The sequence below is a fragment of the Sedimenticola hydrogenitrophicus genome (genome assembly GCF_029017505.1).
In the GTDB taxonomy this organism is placed as follows: Bacteria; Pseudomonadota; Gammaproteobacteria; order Chromatiales; family Chromatiaceae; genus Sedimenticola; species Sedimenticola hydrogenitrophicus_A.
In genome coordinates, this window is the sequence record NZ_JAQGEI010000044.1 from 1 (window position 1) to 18,032 (window position 18,032).

At 54.8% G+C, this 18,032-nt stretch carries 18 protein-coding genes; 12 read left to right on the forward strand and 6 right to left on the reverse strand.

Going from position 1 to position 18,032, the window contains the following annotated elements:
- Nucleotides 1–57: 57 nt before the first annotated feature.
- The 4 genes from O9K64_RS20800 to O9K64_RS20815 all read right to left on the reverse strand — a co-directional run bounded on the left by O9K64_RS20800 (nucleotide 58) and on the right by O9K64_RS20815 (nucleotide 3,226).
- On the reverse strand, nucleotides 58–273 hold the full coding sequence (locus tag O9K64_RS20800) for a hypothetical protein (RefSeq protein ID WP_275100033.1): 216 nt from the start codon (nucleotides 271–273) through the stop codon (nucleotides 58–60).
- Between the two features lie 270 nt (nucleotides 274–543).
- The gene (locus tag O9K64_RS20805; protein WP_275100034.1) at nucleotides 544–882 is read right to left on the reverse strand and encodes a hypothetical protein; all 339 of its coding nucleotides are present in this window, start codon (nucleotides 880–882) and stop codon (nucleotides 544–546) included.
- Nucleotides 879–2,045: a hypothetical protein gene (locus O9K64_RS20810; protein ID WP_275100035.1), complete on the reverse strand. Its 1,167-nt coding sequence runs from the start codon at nucleotides 2,043–2,045 to the stop codon at nucleotides 879–881. The genes O9K64_RS20805 and O9K64_RS20810 overlap by 4 nt, the downstream gene beginning before the upstream one ends.
- A complete protein-coding gene (locus O9K64_RS20815; protein WP_275100036.1) occupies nucleotides 2,042–3,226 on the reverse strand; it encodes an ATP-binding protein in 1,185 nt (394 codons plus the stop codon). Before O9K64_RS20815 ends, O9K64_RS20810 begins: the two co-directional genes overlap by 4 nt.
- Before the next feature lie 582 nt (nucleotides 3,227–3,808).
- On the opposite strand from O9K64_RS20815, the gene O9K64_RS20820 reads away from it, so the two are divergent.
- The 6 genes from O9K64_RS20820 to tnpC all read left to right on the forward strand — a co-directional run bounded on the left by O9K64_RS20820 (nucleotide 3,809) and on the right by tnpC (nucleotide 10,085).
- A complete protein-coding gene (locus tag O9K64_RS20820) occupies nucleotides 3,809–4,984 on the forward strand; it encodes an ATP-binding protein (protein ID WP_275100037.1) in 1,176 nt (391 codons plus the stop codon).
- Nucleotides 4,981–6,003, forward strand: coding sequence for a YecA family protein (locus O9K64_RS20825; RefSeq protein ID WP_275100038.1), 1,023 nt, complete (start codon nucleotides 4,981–4,983; stop codon nucleotides 6,001–6,003). The genes O9K64_RS20820 and O9K64_RS20825 overlap by 4 nt, the downstream gene beginning before the upstream one ends.
- Nucleotides 6,004–6,009: 6 nt before the next feature.
- Nucleotides 6,010–7,263, forward strand: a complete 1,254-nt coding sequence (locus tag O9K64_RS20830) for a hypothetical protein (protein WP_275100039.1) — start codon at nucleotides 6,010–6,012, stop codon at nucleotides 7,261–7,263.
- 401 nt (nucleotides 7,264–7,664) lie between these two features.
- On the forward strand, nucleotides 7,665–7,973 hold the full coding sequence (gene tnpA, locus O9K64_RS20835) for an IS66 family insertion sequence element accessory protein TnpA (RefSeq protein WP_275100040.1): 309 nt from the start codon (nucleotides 7,665–7,667) through the stop codon (nucleotides 7,971–7,973).
- The gene (gene tnpB, locus O9K64_RS20840) at nucleotides 7,970–8,341 is read left to right on the forward strand and encodes an IS66 family insertion sequence element accessory protein TnpB (protein WP_275100041.1); all 372 of its coding nucleotides are present in this window, start codon (nucleotides 7,970–7,972) and stop codon (nucleotides 8,339–8,341) included. The genes tnpA and tnpB overlap by 4 nt, the downstream gene beginning before the upstream one ends.
- Nucleotides 8,342–8,387: 46 nt before the next feature.
- Nucleotides 8,388–10,085: an IS66 family transposase gene (gene tnpC, locus O9K64_RS20845; protein WP_275100042.1), complete on the forward strand. Its 1,698-nt coding sequence runs from the start codon at nucleotides 8,388–8,390 to the stop codon at nucleotides 10,083–10,085.
- Nucleotides 10,086–10,255: 170 nt separating this feature from the next.
- Here tnpC and O9K64_RS20850 read toward each other — a convergent pair whose 3' ends face one another.
- Together O9K64_RS20850 and O9K64_RS20855 are read right to left on the reverse strand one after the other, a co-directional pair.
- Entirely contained in the window at nucleotides 10,256–12,031 is a 1,776-nt protein-coding gene (locus O9K64_RS20850) for an SLC13 family permease (RefSeq protein WP_275100043.1), read from the reverse strand.
- A 56-nt stretch (nucleotides 12,032–12,087) separates the two neighbouring features.
- A complete protein-coding gene (locus O9K64_RS20855; RefSeq protein ID WP_275100044.1) occupies nucleotides 12,088–13,638 on the reverse strand; it encodes a sigma-54 interaction domain-containing protein in 1,551 nt (516 codons plus the stop codon).
- A 202-nt stretch (nucleotides 13,639–13,840) separates the two neighbouring features.
- Here O9K64_RS20855 and O9K64_RS20860 point away from each other — a divergent pair, with 202 nt between their 5' ends.
- From O9K64_RS20860 to cysW, 6 genes are all read left to right on the forward strand, one after another.
- Nucleotides 13,841–14,047, forward strand: coding sequence for a YezD family protein (locus O9K64_RS20860; protein WP_275100045.1), 207 nt, complete (start codon nucleotides 13,841–13,843; stop codon nucleotides 14,045–14,047).
- A 196-nt stretch (nucleotides 14,048–14,243) separates the two neighbouring features.
- Entirely contained in the window at nucleotides 14,244–15,263 is a 1,020-nt protein-coding gene (locus O9K64_RS20865) for a sulfate ABC transporter substrate-binding protein (protein ID WP_275100046.1), read from the forward strand.
- Nucleotides 15,264–15,323: 60 nt separating this feature from the next.
- Nucleotides 15,324–15,548, forward strand: a complete 225-nt coding sequence (locus tag O9K64_RS20870) for a TOBE domain-containing protein (protein ID WP_275100047.1) — start codon at nucleotides 15,324–15,326, stop codon at nucleotides 15,546–15,548.
- A 24-nt stretch (nucleotides 15,549–15,572) separates the two neighbouring features.
- Nucleotides 15,573–16,235: an RBBP9/YdeN family alpha/beta hydrolase gene (locus O9K64_RS20875; protein ID WP_275100048.1), complete on the forward strand. Its 663-nt coding sequence runs from the start codon at nucleotides 15,573–15,575 to the stop codon at nucleotides 16,233–16,235.
- A gap of 54 nt (nucleotides 16,236–16,289) precedes the next feature.
- Entirely contained in the window at nucleotides 16,290–17,156 is an 867-nt protein-coding gene (cysT, locus tag O9K64_RS20880) for a sulfate ABC transporter permease subunit CysT (protein WP_275100049.1), read from the forward strand.
- Nucleotides 17,153–18,019 carry a sulfate ABC transporter permease subunit CysW gene (cysW, locus tag O9K64_RS20885; protein ID WP_275100050.1) on the forward strand — a complete coding sequence of 289 codons (867 nt, stop codon included), beginning with the start codon at nucleotides 17,153–17,155 and terminating at the stop codon, nucleotides 18,017–18,019. The genes cysT and cysW overlap by 4 nt, the downstream gene beginning before the upstream one ends.
- The last annotated feature ends 13 nt before the right edge of the window (nucleotides 18,020–18,032 follow it).

The following is an 18,032-nucleotide window of genomic DNA, read 5'->3' on the forward strand; positions in this document are numbered from 1 at the left end:
TTACAAACTCAGTTCACTCCCACTCAATTGTCAATTTGACTTTTAACATCTTATTTTTCAATTAGTTAAAAATACCGACTTTGGAAATACCATGAAGAATACCATGCTCAAAAACTCCTTCAAAAAGTCGCGCTTTCCACAAATTGCCACCTGATTAGAAAGAAAAGTCAGCCAAGTTCCGTCATTCCCGCAGAAGCGGGAACCGCAACCCGAGGTGCCCGCTTCCCGGATTCCGCCGCCGCGGGCATACCACCCTTGCTGTTTGAGCGGCAACGGCTCCATCCGGGCTACGGTACTTGGCCATAGGGCGCCCCGCGGGCGCCGACGGCGGGCACGGCCCGCCCTATGGCTAGTTTGTAGCCTGGATGGAGCCCAGACCATGGAACCGGACAGAGGCACGGCCCCGAATGGGCGGAATCCGGGGCAGTGGATCGAGCCCACTTCCCGTCTTCGCGGGAATGACGGGCGCTGATGCTCCGGTCCGATTCGCGTAGCTGACGTTCGTTGCTAATCAGGAATTGCCAAGGGTTCGACCAAATATCCTCAACTTCCGCACCAGCGGCGGTAAGCCGCTATCCATTCCGCCCCTTCTGGCAGCGGATCTGGCATCGACAGATCAAGAATCGGAGTTGCTTGGACTGTGTTTCCGAGCATGCAAATAGCGACTATTTGATCGCTTTCAGTGATGTCAATCCCAGTCACAGTCACTGCCTGTCCAAGCACCCGGGTCGTAAATGGAACGGCGAGATTATCTTCAATCAACGTGAAGAACCCACTGACCTGTTCCGATTCATTGTAGGCATCGGTGGTCGCCGCTTCGATGAGCTTATCCAAGTATTTCACGGTAAACCTCGCCGCCTCTTTCGGCTTGACTCCCTTCATTGCGAGGACTTCTGCCAGAGACCCGCCTCAACGAGGCGCCGAACCAAGGCACCGCGTTTTCCATGCCGCACCATAAACTTAGCCAATCTTCGGTCGAAGTCGGCTCGGGTCGCGCACAGTGCATAGGCATCCGACAGATCGACGAGTGAGCGCTTGACCTCGTCGTAGGCAGAAGCAGTGCCACGTTCAGCGTGTTTGTCAGCAGTCCGCCAGCATCGGTTAAAATCGGCAGCGAGTGTACGCAAGTAGGTTTCTCGTTTGATCTGCCGCTCGGCCTCGGCCTTTTTGCGTTGTATCGCTGCCTGCTTCTTTCTCGCTTCGGCAGTGGATGCCGCCAGCTTATGCAGATCGGCGACCTTGCGCCGTGGCATTACAGGCTTTGCACCTGACGACTGATCGCGCCTCCAGGCCAAGGACTGCAGTTTCAGTTTACGCTCGGCCTGCTGCACATGCCCGGTCAACAACAATTTAAGTATCGCGTTTTTCTCTGCTTCAGGAAGCGCGGCAAGCCAGGCATCCAGTTCCGCGTCGCTCTCGCCGTCGAATTTAGAGCCTGGCGGGTCAATGAGTCCGGCGGCAGCCAGAAGATCCTCATCGATTTCCAGGAAGTCCGCCAGCGATTGCTGGGCAGCGCTCAATCGGGAAAGTCCGGGCGGCGGTTGAGGTTCGGTGCTCTTTTCACTGACTTCACCAGCATTCACGCCGGCCAGCCAGCCGAGATACAACGGCCGCATATCACCCCGTAGCAATTCGTCACGCAATGGCGCCAGCCTGCCCATCCAGCCTCGTCCATCCTCGTCGGCAAAGCGGTCGTAGTTATCACTCTCGTCCAGAATCCATTCAAGCAACCAATGTGTCTTGGTCTGTTTAACCGAAAAAGTGGTTTCGGTTTTGAAATCGTGGAAGATCCCTGCATCAAAAGCACTTTTCGGCAGGCGCAGGCAGAGAACGCAAACGCACCAGTTTGCCATGTAGACGTGGGCATCAAAGTAACACCGCATCCAGTCAACCGGATTAGCCTTGAGATCGCCCCACTGATAATCATTGACAAAACTGGTTGGTGTAATGTTAGCGCGAGACGAACACGCGCGCAGTTCGGCCATCTGCCTCGGGGTCAGTGGCTCATCAATGGCGATGAACTCGTAGTATTGGTATTCACTCATCCCGATTCACTTCTTGCGAAGCGAAGTCGCTCCATAAGTCCTGGCAATGAAATAACTTTTATATCACTACCCACAGGAAATTCATCCTCGCCACCATAAAGAATGTACTTATGTGTTGCGCCAACATCATCACAGGTCTGGCTATAATGCTTGCCAATTTTGGGGGCAACCCCATACTTAATCTCGACGGCCCAGATTTCAGACGAGGGCATCTTGATAACAAGATCGATCTCTGCACCAGCAGCCGTTCGGTAAAAGTAAGTCTCTGAACGACTTGGCAAGATGGAATGAATATTCTCGATGACAAAGCCTTCCCAGCTTTTTCCCAACACCGGGTTAGACATCAACGCATCATAAGCATTGATTCCCAGCAACCGGTGCAGGATACCGCTATCACGTACGTAATAACGGGGTGATTTGACTAATCGCTTTTTGACGTTGATATGCCAGGGATCGAGACGCCTGACCAACAAAAGATCCGTCAGAATATCAATGTAGTGCGTTATCGTCTTGGCATCGACCTCCAGGTTTGAGGCGAGCTTGGAATAGTTAACGGTCTCACCCTGAAGATGCGCCAGCATCGTCCACAGCCGACGTAACCTTGCCGCGGGAACACGAAAGCCCATTTGCGGGATGTCGCGCTCAAGATAAGTACGAATCAGATTTTCCAGCCAGTCCATGGCCAGATCATCATCTGCAGCAAGATAGCTGTCCGGAAATCCGCCCCGCAGCCACAGAGTCTGTCTTTCCCGTTGGTGACCATCAACTTCAACCAGGCTCAGGCCGCTCATCTCCAGATAACTAATCCGGCCTGCGAGACTTTCGGAAGACTGACGCATCAAATCCATTGATGCAGACCCAAGCAGCAAAAACTGACCTGCTCGACGACCCTGCTCCCGGTTTTTATCGATCAGCCCCCGCAGCACGGGAAACAAGTTCGGGCCTCTCTGCATTTCATCCAGAATAACCAACTTATCGGCATGGGCGCTTAAGAAACTGCTTGGGTCACTGAGCTTCAGCAAATCCTCGGGGGCTTCCAAATCGAGGTAAATCGAGTCGATGTTTTTGGCAATGGTTTTTGCCAGCGTTGTCTTACCGACTTGGCGTGCACCCAGCAGCGCGACCGCGGGCACTTGTGCGATGGTTGCTCGAAGTTTCTCTGTAATTTCACGATCTATCATACCTTGTATTTTAGGAGTCAATCTCCATATTTACAAGATTTAAGCTGATGATCGATTGATACTCCTACGTTGCCAATACCAGACATTGGCAGATATTGCCTGAGTATTAGAACCGCCCTGATACCATAGGCGTCTATCTTCCTCTCATGGTATCGCCGATTTCTGCCTTACTATACGCAATAAATACCATGAAAAGTACCATTGATGATGCAGATTACATCATCAACTGGAGTTATTTTATAATTATATATCAAGGAGTTACTAATTAACTCTACTCCCACTCGATTGTAAATGAGCCATTTTTGTCTTTTATATTCAATGGCTTATTTTCCTGCTAATTGGAAATACCATGAAAAATACCATGCTCAGAAAATCCTTAAAAATGCTCGAGATAATTGCCGATTGAGCACCACCACATGGCACCCCAGGTTACCTTCCGGGCTTTGACTTCCAGGTATCCCCCCTTGCTCCTGCAGGTAATGGATCAGCGTAAACAGGCGTCGCCTGGCTAATTGGTAACAACATTGACAATTAGCCATTTTCACGCATAATAATAGGCATTTAAAGCAACCAGAAACCATCGTGACCTACATCCCCCGAAACGCGGAATCCAGGCTTCAACACTTCGCCAGCGGCTATCCAGTGGTTGTCGTCACCGGGCCACGCCAGTCCGGCAAGTCCACCCTGGTGCGGCATGCCTTTCCCGAACACCGCTATATTTCGCTTGAAGATCTGGATCAAAGAGAATTCGCGGAAACGGACCCGCGTGGTTTTTTGAACCAGTTTACCGAGGGAGCCATCCTGGATGAGGCGCAACGCTGCCCTGCTCTGTTTTCATATATTCAGACACGCGTCGATGAAAGACAGCAACCCGGCGAATTTATCCTGACGGGATCCCAGCAGTTTGGTCTGTTATCAGGCATCACACAGAGCCTGGCAGGCAGAGCCGCACTGATGACGCTGTTACCTATGACCTACGGCGAATTACAACGCGCAGGAAAAATTGGCAAAAACGTCGACAAGATACTCTTCGATGGGGCGTACCCTCCTATCTTCGACCGCGGACTCGAACCACACCCTTGGCAAGGAAACTATGTACACGCTTACCTGGAACGCGATGTCCGACAATTGATCAAGGTACAGGACCTGGGCACCTTTCAACGCTTTTTAAAATTGTGCGCGGGCCGGACCGGACAACTGCTCAATCTCTCCTCGCTGGCCAATGACTGTGGTATTACGCATAACACAGCCAAAGCCTGGATATCCGTCTTGGAAGCCAGTTATATCGTGCATCTGTTGCCACCGCATCACCAGAATTTCAACAAGCGTCTGGTCAAAACGCCCAAACTCTATTTTCTGGATACCGGCATTGCCACCTGGCTGCTTGGTATCCAGAACAGCGAGCAGCTGACTACCCACGTTCAACGAGGCGCCCTGTTCGAAACCTGGGTCATCGGTGAATTGCTTAAGGCCCGTTATAACGCGGGCGAAACCTCGAACCTTTACTTCTGGCGTGATCGTTCTGGACATGAGGTGGACCTGCTGATTGACCATGGAACCCATCTGTCACCGCTGGAAATCAAATCCGGGCAAACTATCAACAAGGATTACTTCAAGGGGCTTGAGTTTTGGAAAAACCTGGCAGGTGATAACGCCGGAAAGGCCTGGCTGGTTTACGGCGGCGACAGCCGGCAGATACGTTCCGATGTCACTGTACTACCGTGGTATGAGGTCAATTCCGAGCAGATTGTGATATGAAAATACCGGGCATCGGACGCAATGATCCTTGCCCTTGCGGCAGCGGAAAGAAATTCAAGCACTGCTGCATGGGCAAGGAGAACAGCACGGCATCCGGTCAGGGCGCGGCAGGCATGTCCGAACTCTTGCGAAAAGCGCTCGAAGGCCGGCAATTCAACTCACTGGAAGAAGCACAGGCATTTGTCGCCCGGCATGCTCAAGAACAGAACCGGCGGCCACGGGACGAGTTTCACGGTTTATCGCCCGAGCAGATGCACCAAATACTGAATCTTCCGTTCGCATCGCCGGGACTGGTCCACTTTCCGGAGGTGCTCGATGCCAACCCGACAGCACCGATACTGACCCTGTTCGGGCTATTGACGGACGCCATCGGCGAGCAGGGCCTCAAACCGACCGCCAAGGGCAATCTGCCGCGCAACTTCTGCCGCGAGGCCGCGCTGGCCTATTGGGGTGAGCAGCGGTATCAGGAAAAAACCCGTTATGGCGGCATTAATCGGGAGGAGGATTTTGATGATCTGCATGTCACCCGCCTTGTGGCCGAACTGGCGGGGCTGATCCGTAAATACAGGGGCCGGTTCATCCTCAGTCGCGACTGCCGCCGGCTGTTGGCCAGGGACGGCATGAGCGCCATCTATCCCACACTGTTCAGGGTCTATGCCGAACAGTTCAACTGGGCATACCGGGACGGCTATCCCGAATTGCGACTCATGCAGAGCGCCTTCCTGTTCACACTTTATCTGCTTACCCGCTACGGTGACACCTGGCGGCCACAGGTATTTTATGAAGACGCCTTCTTACGCGCCTTTCCCATGCTGCTGGATGAAGTGCCACCGAGCCAGGTATTTTCCCCCGATGAGTCTGTTCGCAACTGCTACACCTGGCGCTCGCTGGTGCATTTCGCGGGCTTCCTGGGATTGGCGACGGTGGAACCGGCTTCCGACGAATTCCTGTGTCGCGAGTATCGGGTGAAGGCCCTGCCGTTGCTGGGCCAGATCGTTCAATTTCAGCTCACCAAGTAAAGCCACATGGCGAGAAAACGCAAACAAAATGACCCGCTAGCCACCTTGCTGGAGACCGCACCGAAAACCAAGCTGGTCGATCTGCTCGTCCGCGTGGCAGGCACGCGCCCCGATGTCCGCCGCGAATGCCTCGACTACCTGAACAGGCACACTGCCCTGTCTCCCAGCCGGAAGAAACAGTCCGAGGGAGAAAAACTGCTGGCCTTGTGGGACGAACTTGCCCCGGACCTGGATGAGCTGGATGCCTACGGCGGCGGTGATTATGACGTCGACATCCATGTCTCAAGCCTGTTGCAGGAGATCGCACAGGCACTTTCCCGGAAAAAGACCGAAGCGGCCTACCGGCAACAACTTCTCAACAACGTCCTGCCCTATATCGAGAGTGGCAATGCCGGCCTTGACGACGATCTCTACGATGTGGCCTATGCGGCCTGTTATACCGACGACGATTGGCGGGCACTGGCGGAAGCCTTCGAGACCATGGGTGGAGACTGGAAACTCGACCATGCCCGCCGTATCTATCGCCGACTCGGTAACCGGGAAAAATATCTCGGACTACGCCAGCGCAAACTGGCCACCGGCACCGATTATCACGACCTGGCTGATTTCCACTGGAAGGCCGGTGAGAAGCAGAAGGCCATGGAGATTGCGGAAGAAGGGCTGCTCCGCGGAAAGGGCCGCATGGATGAATTGCGCCAGTTCGTTGCCAAGCGGCTCAAATCCGCCGACAACCGCGAACGCTACCTGGCGCTACAATTCGATCAGACAATCGATCACCTGACCTGTGACAAGTACAAGGCATTTCGAAAACTGTGCACGGTCGCCGAATGGAAGCGTTACCAAGCGAAAATTCTTGCGCAGCTGGAGAACGCCTGGGACATGGAGCAACTCCGCATCCGCATGCACCGCAAAGAGCATGAGGAAGCGGTAGCCGTGCTGACCCGAAGCCGCTATCCCCTCTACGCCTGGGACAGCGCCTATGAACTGCAGACCGCCAGGCGCCTCGAAGGCAGGTATCCCGAGGCAATTCTCAAATACTATTTATCGGGCCTCGGCAACCTCAAGACTAACGCCCCGCGCAAGGAATACGCCCGCAAGGCACAGGTAATGAAGAAGGTCCACCACGTGTTGGTTGATGTACTGCACGATGCGCCGCGCTGGCGAGATTTCGCCATCAAAATCAAACGGGACAACATAAAGCGCCCGGCTTTCCAGGAAGAATTTGCCAAAGCCGTACCAGGTTGGCAGGCGTTGAAATAACAACGACACGCTTTTCGGAAATGGGGGTAGGCAACGATATAAACCGCACCCACCTGCATAATCACGCCACGCTCGTTCGAGAAGCGAAATCTGAACTCCGTTAATACCATAACAACATCAATCTGCCTCTCATGGTATCGCTGGTTTTTGCGTTACAGCGCGCTGAAAATACCATGAAAAATACCATTGATGATGCAGCTTATATTATCAATTTGATTTTTTTTATTCTTATAATTCAATATGTTACTAACCCATGTCACTCCCACTCGATTGTAAATAAGCACTTATTTTTATTTATTTACAGATACTTACAAATGTAAGCGCCATAAAATCAGCACCTGTTTTCCATGACCCGAATCCGAAACACTGATTCCACTCACATCTATACCGAGGAATCAGTAATGACCCAACAAGAGCGTGTTCAGTTTTGGCATCAACAGATCGACGCCTGGCAAATGTCCGGCTTGTCCGGGCAGGCGTTCTGCAAACAACATGACCTGGCCTATCACCGGTTTGTCTACTGGCGGAAAAAGCAGAGACGAACCCAGCCGGATCAATCGGCCTCGGCCGCCGGGTTCGTCAGGGTGGTGCGGGCGCAGCCCACCAGCCTTGCTGGTCAGTTGACACTGGCGCTGCCCAACGGTGCGTCGATTACCGGTATCCAGGCCGACAATGTCGGCTTGCTGGGTGCGATTCTGAGGCAGCTGTGAAGCGATCACGCTACCTGCGCCCCTCGCTGGATATGCCCCGGATCTACCTCTACCGTGAGTCGGTGGATTTTCGCAAACAGGCCAACGGGCTGGCGGCATTGATCGAGCAGGAACTGGGGCACAATCCGTTCACCGGTGTACTCTATGCCTTCACCAATCGCCAGCGCAACAAGATCAAGTGTCTGATGTGGGAGGACAACGGCTTCGTGCTCTACTACAAGTCGCTGGCCGAGGAAAAGTTCAAATGGCCCTCACCCTCGCAGGAGCTGCTGTCCTTGACTGGCGAGCAGATCAACTGGCTGCTCGATGGATACGATATCAGCCTGCTCCAAGGGCATAAAAAACTGCAGTACGAGTCGCTCATGTAGTCACGTAAACCGTGCGTCAGGACGTTGTTTTTGCTATTATTTAGCAATGCAATCGACGCCCGGATGCTCCACCGACTCAAGCGTTTACAGCGAATTATCCGCTGCGGAGTTGTTGTCTGCGATCGCTGATTTTCAGCAGCAACTGGCGTCGAAGGAAGCGGCACTGCGTGTGCAGGAAACGCAGCTCCGATCTCAAGAAGAAACACTGCAGTCACTCGATCACGCCCTCCACTCCAAAGACACCGTCATCCACCAGCGCGATACCTACATCCAGCTGCTGGAGGAGCTGTTGCGACTCAAGCGCGTCCAGCAATTCGCGGCCAGCAGCGAGAAGCACGCGCACCAGATCCACCTGTTCGATGAAGCCGAAATGGAGGCCGAGATCGAGGGGCTGTTGGAGCAGTTGCCGGACGACGTGGTGGAGCCTTCTGAATCCAAAATGGCCAGGAAGAAACGCCGCCAACGCGGCTTTTCCGACAGGCTGATTCGCGAGCGTATCGAACTAACCCTCTCCGAGACGGAGAAAGCCGGTGCCAGCAAGGTCTTTTTCAGCAAGGTGAAAGAGGAGTTGCAGTTCATTCCGGCGCAATTGAAAGTGCTGGAGATCTGGCAGGAGAAGGCGGTGTTCGTGCATGACGGTCAGGAAGTGATCCTGGCCGCTCAGCGCCCCGTTCATCCGCTGGGTAAATGCATCGCCACCACCTCACTGCTGGCCTACATCATCACCTCAAAATACGCCGACGGACTGCCGCTGTACCGGCTGGAACAGATGCTGAAGCGCCTGGGCCATGAAGTGAGCCGCACCAGTATGGCCCACTGGATCATCCGGCTCGATGAGGTGTTCAGACCACTGATCCACCTGATCCGTGAGGTGCAGAACAGCGGCCGCTACCTGCAAGCGGGCGAAACCCGGATCCAGGTGCTGAAGGAGGACGGCAAAACTGCCCAGTCCGACAAATGGATGTGGGTGACCCGTGGCGGCCCGCCGGACCAACCCTCGGTGTTGTTCGAGTACGATCCGTCCCGTTCGGGGAGTGTCCCTGTGCGCCTGCTGGATGACTTCAGCGGCATCCTGCAGGCAGACGGGTACTCCGGTTATGGCCAGGTGTGCCGTGAAAACAAGATCATCCGCATCGGCTGTTGGGATCACGCCCGACGTAAGTATGTCGAAGCCGTCAAGGCCGCGTCGCCCGGCGGCAAGGGCAAAAAGGGCAAAGTCAGCAAGGCCGATGTGGCACTGGGCTACATCCGTAAACTCTATGCCATCGAGCGTGAAATACAGGATCGGCACGAGGCCGACCGGTACCAGGTGCGGCAAACGATGAGTGTGCCGCTGCTCAACGAGTTCAAAGCCTGGCTGGAGAAGCATGTCGGCAAGGTAATGAAAGGCTCGCTGACCCGCAAGGCGATGGAATACACCCTAAACCAATGGCCCCACCTGATCGGCTACTGTGACAAAGGCTACCTGCATATCAGCAATGTGCTGGCCGAAAATGCGATCCGCCCCTTTGCGGTCGGCCGCAGGGCCTGGCTATTCGCCGATACCGCACAGGGTGCCAGAGCCAGTGCGACCTGCTACTCCCTGATCGAAGCGGCCAAAGCCAATCAACTGGAACCCTCGGCCTACATCCACCACGTACTGAACCGGATCGGCGAGGCGGACACGCTGGAAAAACTGGAGGCTCTGCTGCCGTGGAATGTGACTCTGGAGCCGGCTGAAAAAAATGTGGCTCAGTACGGTTAGGGGAAGTGTGTCGATTTAACGGCGCTTACTTACAAATCGACATATTCACAATACCATGAAAAATACCATGCTCAGTAATTTCTTAAAAATTCACAGGATAAGCGTGGCTTATTCTACAGAACCTGCATTTTTCGCAACATGCCACAGCATTGGCCAACACTACCTGCCCATCAATGAAATGGCCAGATCATAGGTATCAGCACAGTAGTAACCGCCGTGGCCAAAAAGGACATCGGCATACCAATCCTCAGGTAGTCGGTAAACCGGTAGCCGCCCGGCCCCATGACCATCAGGTTGGTTTGATACCCTAACGGCGTCAGGAAGCTTGCGCTGGCGCCAAACATAACCGCAATGATAAAGGGCATGGGGCTGACGCCCAGCTGCTCGGCGACACCGGTTGCTATAGGAAACAATAAGACTGCTGCCGCGTTATTGGTAATCACCTCGGTAAAAAGGCTGGTGACGAGATAAAACAGCAACAACGCCAGCCATGGATTCTCAATGCCACCACTGAGCAGGATATCTACGATCCAGGCGGCTGCCCCGCTCTCCTCCAGAGCGGTCCCCAACGCAAAGGCCGCCGCGATAACCACCAGAACCGGTAAATTGACGCTGACATTCATGCGCGCACGATTGACCGTCACACAACCGGTGACCAGCAACAGGCCCGCAGCCACTAACGCCACTTCCAGCACAGACATGAACCCCAGGACATTGACCACCACCATGGCAATCAGAATGCCCGTTGCCAGTGGCGCCTTGGAAAAGTTTGGAGGTGTGGAATCCCGCAGCGGGCTGACCAGCATAAAATCCCTGCGATACTGGTACTGATCAACGAAGCTTTGACTGGTCTCCAGTAGCAAGGTATCGCCTACCTTCAGTGTGATATCACCCACTTTGCCCGAAAGGCGATGCCCGCCACGACTGATGCTCAAAATAGCTGCATGATAGCGGGAGCGAAATTCCGTTTCTTTTACGGTCTTGTTCAAGCCGGGAAATTCTGCCCCCAACACCACTTCGACCAGGCAGCGTTGATGATGGTTAAGTTGCAGCTTGTGGGCACTGCCATGGGCGGGAACCAGACCGTTGATGCGTTGCAGTTCACGAGCGCAGGCGGGGGCACCAATGAAAGCTAGCTGATCACCTTCTTTCAACTGCATATCCGGGCCGACGGCCGTGTAAAGCTTTTCACTGCGCGTGATGTCCGTAAGGTAACCGTGCTGTAAATTACGCAAACCGGCATCCCGAATCGATTTACTGTGCAAGGGGCTGCCCCTGGGGATTATCATTTCGACATGGTACTCACGGGCGTGCTCCAATTGCTCAATCAGGCCTTCACGCTCCGGCAACAACCTGCGACCAAACAGCATCAGAAACACTGAGCCTGCGAGCAACAACGGCACGCCGATCCAGGCCAGATCGAATATCTGAAGACCGGGAAAACCGCGGTCCTGCATCAGGCCGTCAACCACCAGGTTGGTACTGGTACCAATCAGCGTGCAGGTGCCGCCCAAGATGGCGGCGTAACTCAGCGGGAGCAGCAATTTTGAGGGTGACATCTTCAGGCGCTGCGCCCACTCCTGTACCGCCGGAATCATGATGGCGACGACGGTAGTGTTGTTGAGAAAGGCGCTTAAAAAGGAGGTCGGCAGAATCAAACGCATCTGACTCGCCAATAGGGTTTTAGGTTGTCCCAGCAATTTGTGAGCAATCCAAAAGATGGCGCCAGTATCCCGCAGGGCCGCAGCCACCACATACAGCACCGCCACTGTCATCATTCCCGCATTGGAAAATCCCGCCAGCGCCTGCCCGGTGTCAATAACGCCACCTATTAATACCGCCACCATCGCCGCCATCATGGCAATCTCTGCGGGTACCCGATTGCTGGCCAGAGCCACCAGCACGCCGACTACCACTGCCAGGGTGAATAACATTTCCACCGTCATGTTTTGAGTCTCTTTTTACGTTTTTGTATTGGCAAAAGCCGCGAAGTCTGATTGCGTTACCGCTGCCGGTATTTGGCGGGATCGATACGATACCGTCGGAGCTTTCCCCGCAACGTATTGGGGTTAAGCCCGAGTAGACTGGCCGCTCCTTGGGCGCCATCGACCCGACCTCGGGTTCTGGTGAGGGTGCGTTTCAGGTGGGCAGAAATTACTGTATCCAAAGGCTCAATCGCGGCGCTCTCGTTGATCGCAGTGTCCGGGAAGTTATCGTGGCCTTCCGGCCTCAGCAATTGCACGCCCAGGGCGGCATGGAGATCGAGATGGTGACCGCGACCAAGAATGACCGCGCGCTCCAATACGGCGCCCAGCTCGCGCACGTTGCCCGGCCAGTCGTAATCGCGTAGCCGATCAATGTCCGACTTGTGTAACGGCGGAATCGGCACACCGAGTCGCTGAGCGGCACGTTCAATACAATGCTGGGCCAGCGGCTCTATATCCTCGAGTCGTTCACGCAGCGCGGGAAGAATAATGGGGAACACGGCCAGCCGATACCACAGATCCTCGCGGAACTCGCCATTCTTTACCATGTGTGGTAGATCCCGGTGGGTGGCGGCAACGACACGAACGTCCACCTGGATTGAGTTTTCACTGCCGACCCGCTGCAACACGCCATCCTGCAATACCCGCAGCAGCCGTACCTGTGCCGCCAAGGGCAACTCACCGATTTCGTCGAGAAACAGCGTGCCGCCATCGGCGCGCTCGAACCAGCCGCGGTGGGCTGCCATCGCGCCGGTAAAACTGCCTTTCTCGTGGCCAAACAATTCCGTATCAATCAGCTCTGAGGGTAAGGCGCCGCAGTTGACCCGTATAAACGGAGCGCCATGGCGCCGGGATCGCTCATGAATGGCACGGGCAATCACCTCTTTGCCAGAGCCGGTCTCACCCAAAATCAGCACACTGGCGTCCGTCGGCGCCACTTGCCCTACTCGCTGCATGACGGTCCGCAACCCGCCGTCAACACCGATAATTGCCTCTGACGAGAGCGAGGTGCGGCCAAGCCGCGTTAGCAAGGTATCCCTGTCCGCCTCCGCCGCTGCGCGCAGCCGCTGAATTTCCCGCAACCGGTGGTCATTGTCGATCATCACGGTCAATGGCTGTATTAATGCATCCAGCAGGGCCAACTCCGCGCTGGAGAACACCGCCCGACGAATCCGCAAAAACAACAGCCCGTGCCCCCCAGCACTTAGCGCAAGGGGGGCAAAGTAATCCGAGTCCTCGCCTTGTTCCTGAACCAACACCGCCAAACATTCAGGTGTCGCATCGGCGCTTTCACTGACACAAATCTCACCCGCGGCCAACCAGGCAAGCAGCGACTTTTGTAATGCGGGCGACAGGTCAATCGAGTGATGCAGCGATTCCAGTTTCGCTTGCGGTCTCCAGCGGTATATCAGATCAAGCCCGAACGGCTCCAGACCGGCATCGTAGAGGCTGACCTCAACCAACGGCAGTCGATCCTGTAGCAGATGGATAAATACCGGCAGTGTCGTTTCAAGCACTGCGTGACGACCCGCTTCGGCCCAGAGGGCGAGCAATTGATTTTCATTCATAGAGAAACCAGAAAATCTTTTTATTTGATATGCGAGCGACAGATATAACGATTTAATTCATCAAATAACAATGTTTTTTCAGTTATATAGAAATAACTATTAATACTTTACATACATATCAATTAGTTAAAAAGCCATATCGGATTTGGCATAAAGCTTGTAATAGGTTCAGTGCCATACAAACCGCAAGCAAGGGAAAATCATGAACCGCCAGACCGCCAATCCTGCCAACGAAGGCACGCATACCCTGCGCAGCATTATCGATGCCCTGGATGACCTGGAGTTTGGCGCCGTGGAAATCACCGTGCATCAAGGCCGCATCGTACAGATCGAGCGACGCGAGAAACTGCGTTTTGAGAAGGAGCGCCGACCCTCTGGGACGACCTCTGAATCCACTACCCGTGACTGACCGGATCGCCGGAAGCCGCCTTAGCCAAAACAGGACATTTTCAACAATGAAAACACTATCCAAATAAGGTCCTGGTCATCGATCGCCCTGGTAACCAGTACGACGACAAAAAACCCGGCAGCTTTGTGCTGCGGGCGCAGATCGATATTTAACCCCTATTTGAATTTTGACAAACATTACCCAGAGGAATACGACAATGATCACATCAATATCACGAAAGCTAAGTCTGCTAGCCGCTTCATCGCTTATCGCCTTCACGAGCTTCTCACAGCTGGCAAGTGCCGCAGAACTGCTCAACGTGTCCTACGATCCAACGCGTGAACTGTATAAGGAATACAACGAAGAGTTTTCCGATTATTGGAAATTCAAAACCGGCAAGGATATCAGCATCAAACAATCCCACGGCGGTGCCGGCAAGCAAGCACGGGCGGTGATCGACGGGCTGGGCGCCGACGTGGTAACCCTGGCGCTGGCTTATGATATCGACGCCATCGGAGAAAAAACCGGCAAGATCCCAAAGGACTGGCAATCGCGATTGCCGAACAACAGTGCCCCCTACACCTCAACGATCGTACTGCTGGTACGCAAAGGCAACCCGAAAAATATTCGCAATTGGGATGACCTGGTGCGCGACGGCGTGCAGGTGATCACACCCAACCCGAAAACCTCCGGCGGTGCGCGCTGGAATTACCTGGCTGCCTACACTTTCGCGAAAAACAAGTACGGCAGTGATAAGGCGGCACAGGACTTCGTTGGCAAAATCTACCGCAACGTGCCGGTGCTCGATACCGGTGCGCGGGGATCTACCAATACATTCGTGCAACGCGGTATTGGTGATGTATTGCTGGCCTGGGAAAACGAGGCATTTCTCGCCGTCAATGAACTGGGACCGGACAAGTTCGAAATCGTGGTGCCATCCGTTTCTATTAAAGCTGAGCCACCGGTAACCGTGGTGGATGGCAATGCCAAAAAGCATGGTAACGAAGCCGTGGCCAAGGCCTACCTGGAGTTTCTGTATACACCTTATGCACAAAAGCTGGTGGCAAAACACTACTACCGCCCGTTTCTAGCGGAGTTTGCCGACGCTAAGGATCTGGCTCGCTTTCCGAAGCTGAAACTGATTACCGTGGATGAACAATTTGGCGGCTGGCAAAAAGCGCAGAAAACCCATTTTCTTGACGGCGGCGTGTTCGATCAGATCTACACCCCGCGCTAATTCCCACTAACCAAAACCCTCAGCCGGCCAAAAGCCCGGCTGAGGGGAGAGGACCGCACTATGACAATTACCGCCATCAACGCACGCAATCAGTTTCCGGGCAACATCAAACGCATCAAGCGCGGCGATGTCGTCTCGGAAGTAGAGGTGGATATCGGCAATGGCATCATTACCTCTATTGTTTCCACCAGCTCGGTGGATGATCTGGGGCTCAAACCCGGCAGCCAGGTAATCGCCCTGTTCAAATCCACCGAAGTGGCGCTGGCCAGCTTCGCTCCGGTTTGACAGCAACAATGACCTATCAAAAAAATGGATGATAACGACATGAGCACCAATGTATTGATCGTACCGGGGTACCACGGCAGCGGCGATGCCCATTGGCAGAGCTGGCTGGAGGCACGACTGCCACAGGCCCGTCGCGTCACCGGTATCGACTGGGAAGTACCTGCTCTATATCGCTGGGCGGAGGCCGTGATCAATGATTTGGATAACCCCCCCTACCCCAGCATCATTGTGGCGCATAGCTTCGGCTGCCTGGCCAGTGCGTTGGCGATCGCCCACCGCCCACGTCGCGTGGCGGGTGTTATTCTGGTGGCCCCTGCCGACCCGCAGCGCTTCGCCCTGTCGGGGCCGCGCAATCCTGCGCAGCCCCGCGAACTCAGTATTGCCTGGTCTCTGCCGGAAAACGCGCTCAATACCCCCGGATTGGTCGTGGGTAGTCGCAATGATCCCTGGATGAAGCTGCAACACGCCCACGCCTGGGCGAAACGTTGGGGACTGCCCTTGCATGATGCCGGTTCAGTGGGTCATATCAATGTCGATGCGGGTTTCGGCCCCTGGCCCTGGATTGAGCAGATCACAGCAGCTCTGTGCGAGAAGGTCGCATTGAGCCATGGAGCAACTCAACACTGGGGGCACGGTCACGAAGTGGCTCGTCACTCCACAGCACCTATGCGGTTGCTCTATGCCTGAACGCAGCAATAAACCCTATTCGACACATTGCTTCATCGGAGGCTACCTACTCTCATGACATTCACATCTCGATCCGCGCTACCCGGCTTCCACCTGGCGCTCGGATATACCTTGGTTTATCTCAGTCTGATCGTGCTGATTCCGTTGGCGGGCGTATTTTTTAAAGCCACCGAACTGGGTTTGGCGGAAATTTGGGCCATCCTTCGCTCCGAACGGGTCCTTAGCGCGCTGACACTCTCCTTTGGCACGGCGCTGATTGCCGCGGCCCTGAATGCGGTCTTCGGCACCCTGGTCGCCTGGGTATTCGTGCGCTACGACTTTCCCGGAAAACGCTTGTTCGACGCCATGATTGATCTGCCCTTTGCTTTGCCTACTGCGGTAGCGGGTATCGCACTGACCGCACTCTACGCCGGCAACGGTTGGGTCGGTCAATGGCTGGAGCCATTGGGTATCAAAATCGCGTTTACCCAGGTTGGCATCATCATTGCTCTGCTCTTTATCGGCTTGCCGTTTGTTGTGCGCACCGTTGAACCGGTGTTGCGAGATATGGAAAAAGAACTGGAAGAAGCCGCTGCCTTGTTGGGCGCCAGCCGCTGGCAGACCATCCGTTTGGTGTTACTGCCCAGCCTGCTGCCCTCCCTGCTCACCGGCTTTGCCCTCGCCTTTGCCCGCGGCGTTGGCGAATACGGCTCGGTGATTTTTATCGCGGGCAACCTGCCCTATGTGTCGGAGATTGCGCCCCTGCTGATCGTGATACGACTGGAAGAATTCGACTACACCGGCGCCACCGTCGTCGCCGCAGCCATGCTGGTCATCGCCTTTGTGATGCTGTTTGTCATCAATGGCCTGCAGGCCTGGAGTAATCGCCACAAAGTCCGCAATCAGTCGCTGGCGTTGCCGGTGCAAGGAGCTAAACAATGAGCACGACCTTATCCGTCAAAGCCAACCACAGTGCCGTGACCGAATCTGCTGGCATGCGCCAACTGCTGATCGCTGGTGCCCTGCTGTTTTTGCTGTTGTTTCTGTTGCTGCCGCTGATTTCTGTCTTTTTTGAAGCGCTGCGCAATGGCATCGGCACCTATGCCGAGGCACTCACCGAGCCTGACGCCCTCGCCGCCGTCAAACTCACGCTGATAGCAGCGGGTATTTCGGTGCCGCTCAATCTGGTGTTCGGCGTTGCCGCCGCCTGGGCGGTGGCTAAGTTTGAGTTTCGCGGCAAAACGCTGCTGATTACCCTGATCGACTTGCCGTTTTCGGTATCCCCGGTGGTAGCGGGTCTGATCTATATACTAATGTTTGGCGCAAGTGGCTGGGCCGCGGGGCTGATCGCCGACACCAATATTCAGATCATTTTTGCCTTACCGGGTATCGTATTGGCGACAATTTTTGTGACCTTTCCGTTTGTGGCCAGGGAGTTGATCCCTCTCATGCAGGAACAGGGCACCGATGACGAACAGGCCGCACTCAGCCTGGGTGCCAATGGCTGGCAAACCTTCTGGCATGTGACCCTGCCCAATGTGCGCTGGGGCCTGCTGTATGGAGTATTGCTGTGTAATGCACGGGCGATGGGTGAGTTTGGTGCGGTATCGGTAGTCTCCGGGCACATCCGCGGCGAGACCAACACCATGCCCCTGCATGTGGAGATTCTTTATAACGAATACAACTTCGCCGCCGCCTTCGCCATGGCCTCGGTACTCGCATCGCTGGCCTTGCTGACCCTGGGCCTGAAATCACTGCTGGAAACACGCCACGGTGAAGCCTTGTCGCAGAGCCATAAACACTGACCAACAGATACTG

What these genes read in the sequence shown, in the direction of transcription:
- O9K64_RS20830 (WP_275100039.1), top strand. Translation starts at nt 6,010, where the DNA reads ATGGCGAGAAAACGCAAACAAAATGACCCGCTAGCCACCTTGCTGGAG.
- tnpC (WP_275100042.1), top strand. Translation starts at nt 8,388, where the DNA reads ATGCAATCGACGCCCGGATGCTCCACCGACTCAAGCGTTTACAGCGAA.
- O9K64_RS20825 (WP_275100038.1), top strand. Translation starts at nt 4,981, where the DNA reads ATGAAAATACCGGGCATCGGACGCAATGATCCTTGCCCTTGCGGCAGC.
- O9K64_RS20860 (WP_275100045.1), top strand. Translation starts at nt 13,841, where the DNA reads ATGAACCGCCAGACCGCCAATCCTGCCAACGAAGGCACGCATACCCTG.
- cysT (WP_275100049.1), top strand. Translation starts at nt 16,290, where the DNA reads ATGACATTCACATCTCGATCCGCGCTACCCGGCTTCCACCTGGCGCTC.
- tnpA (WP_275100040.1), top strand. Translation starts at nt 7,665, where the DNA reads ATGACCCAACAAGAGCGTGTTCAGTTTTGGCATCAACAGATCGACGCC.
- cysW (WP_275100050.1), top strand. Translation starts at nt 17,153, where the DNA reads ATGAGCACGACCTTATCCGTCAAAGCCAACCACAGTGCCGTGACCGAA.
- O9K64_RS20815 (WP_275100036.1), bottom strand. Translation starts at nt 3,226, where the DNA reads ATGATAGATCGTGAAATTACAGAGAAACTTCGAGCAACCATCGCACAA.
- O9K64_RS20810 (WP_275100035.1), bottom strand. Translation starts at nt 2,045, where the DNA reads ATGAGTGAATACCAATACTACGAGTTCATCGCCATTGATGAGCCACTG.
- O9K64_RS20875 (WP_275100048.1), top strand. Translation starts at nt 15,573, where the DNA reads ATGGATGATAACGACATGAGCACCAATGTATTGATCGTACCGGGGTAC.
- O9K64_RS20865 (WP_275100046.1), top strand. Translation starts at nt 14,244, where the DNA reads ATGATCACATCAATATCACGAAAGCTAAGTCTGCTAGCCGCTTCATCG.
- O9K64_RS20855 (WP_275100044.1), bottom strand. Translation starts at nt 13,638, where the DNA reads ATGAATGAAAATCAATTGCTCGCCCTCTGGGCCGAAGCGGGTCGTCAC.
- O9K64_RS20805 (WP_275100034.1), bottom strand. Translation starts at nt 882, where the DNA reads ATGAAGGGAGTCAAGCCGAAAGAGGCGGCGAGGTTTACCGTGAAATAC.
- O9K64_RS20870 (WP_275100047.1), top strand. Translation starts at nt 15,324, where the DNA reads ATGACAATTACCGCCATCAACGCACGCAATCAGTTTCCGGGCAACATC.
- O9K64_RS20850 (WP_275100043.1), bottom strand. Translation starts at nt 12,031, where the DNA reads ATGACGGTGGAAATGTTATTCACCCTGGCAGTGGTAGTCGGCGTGCTG.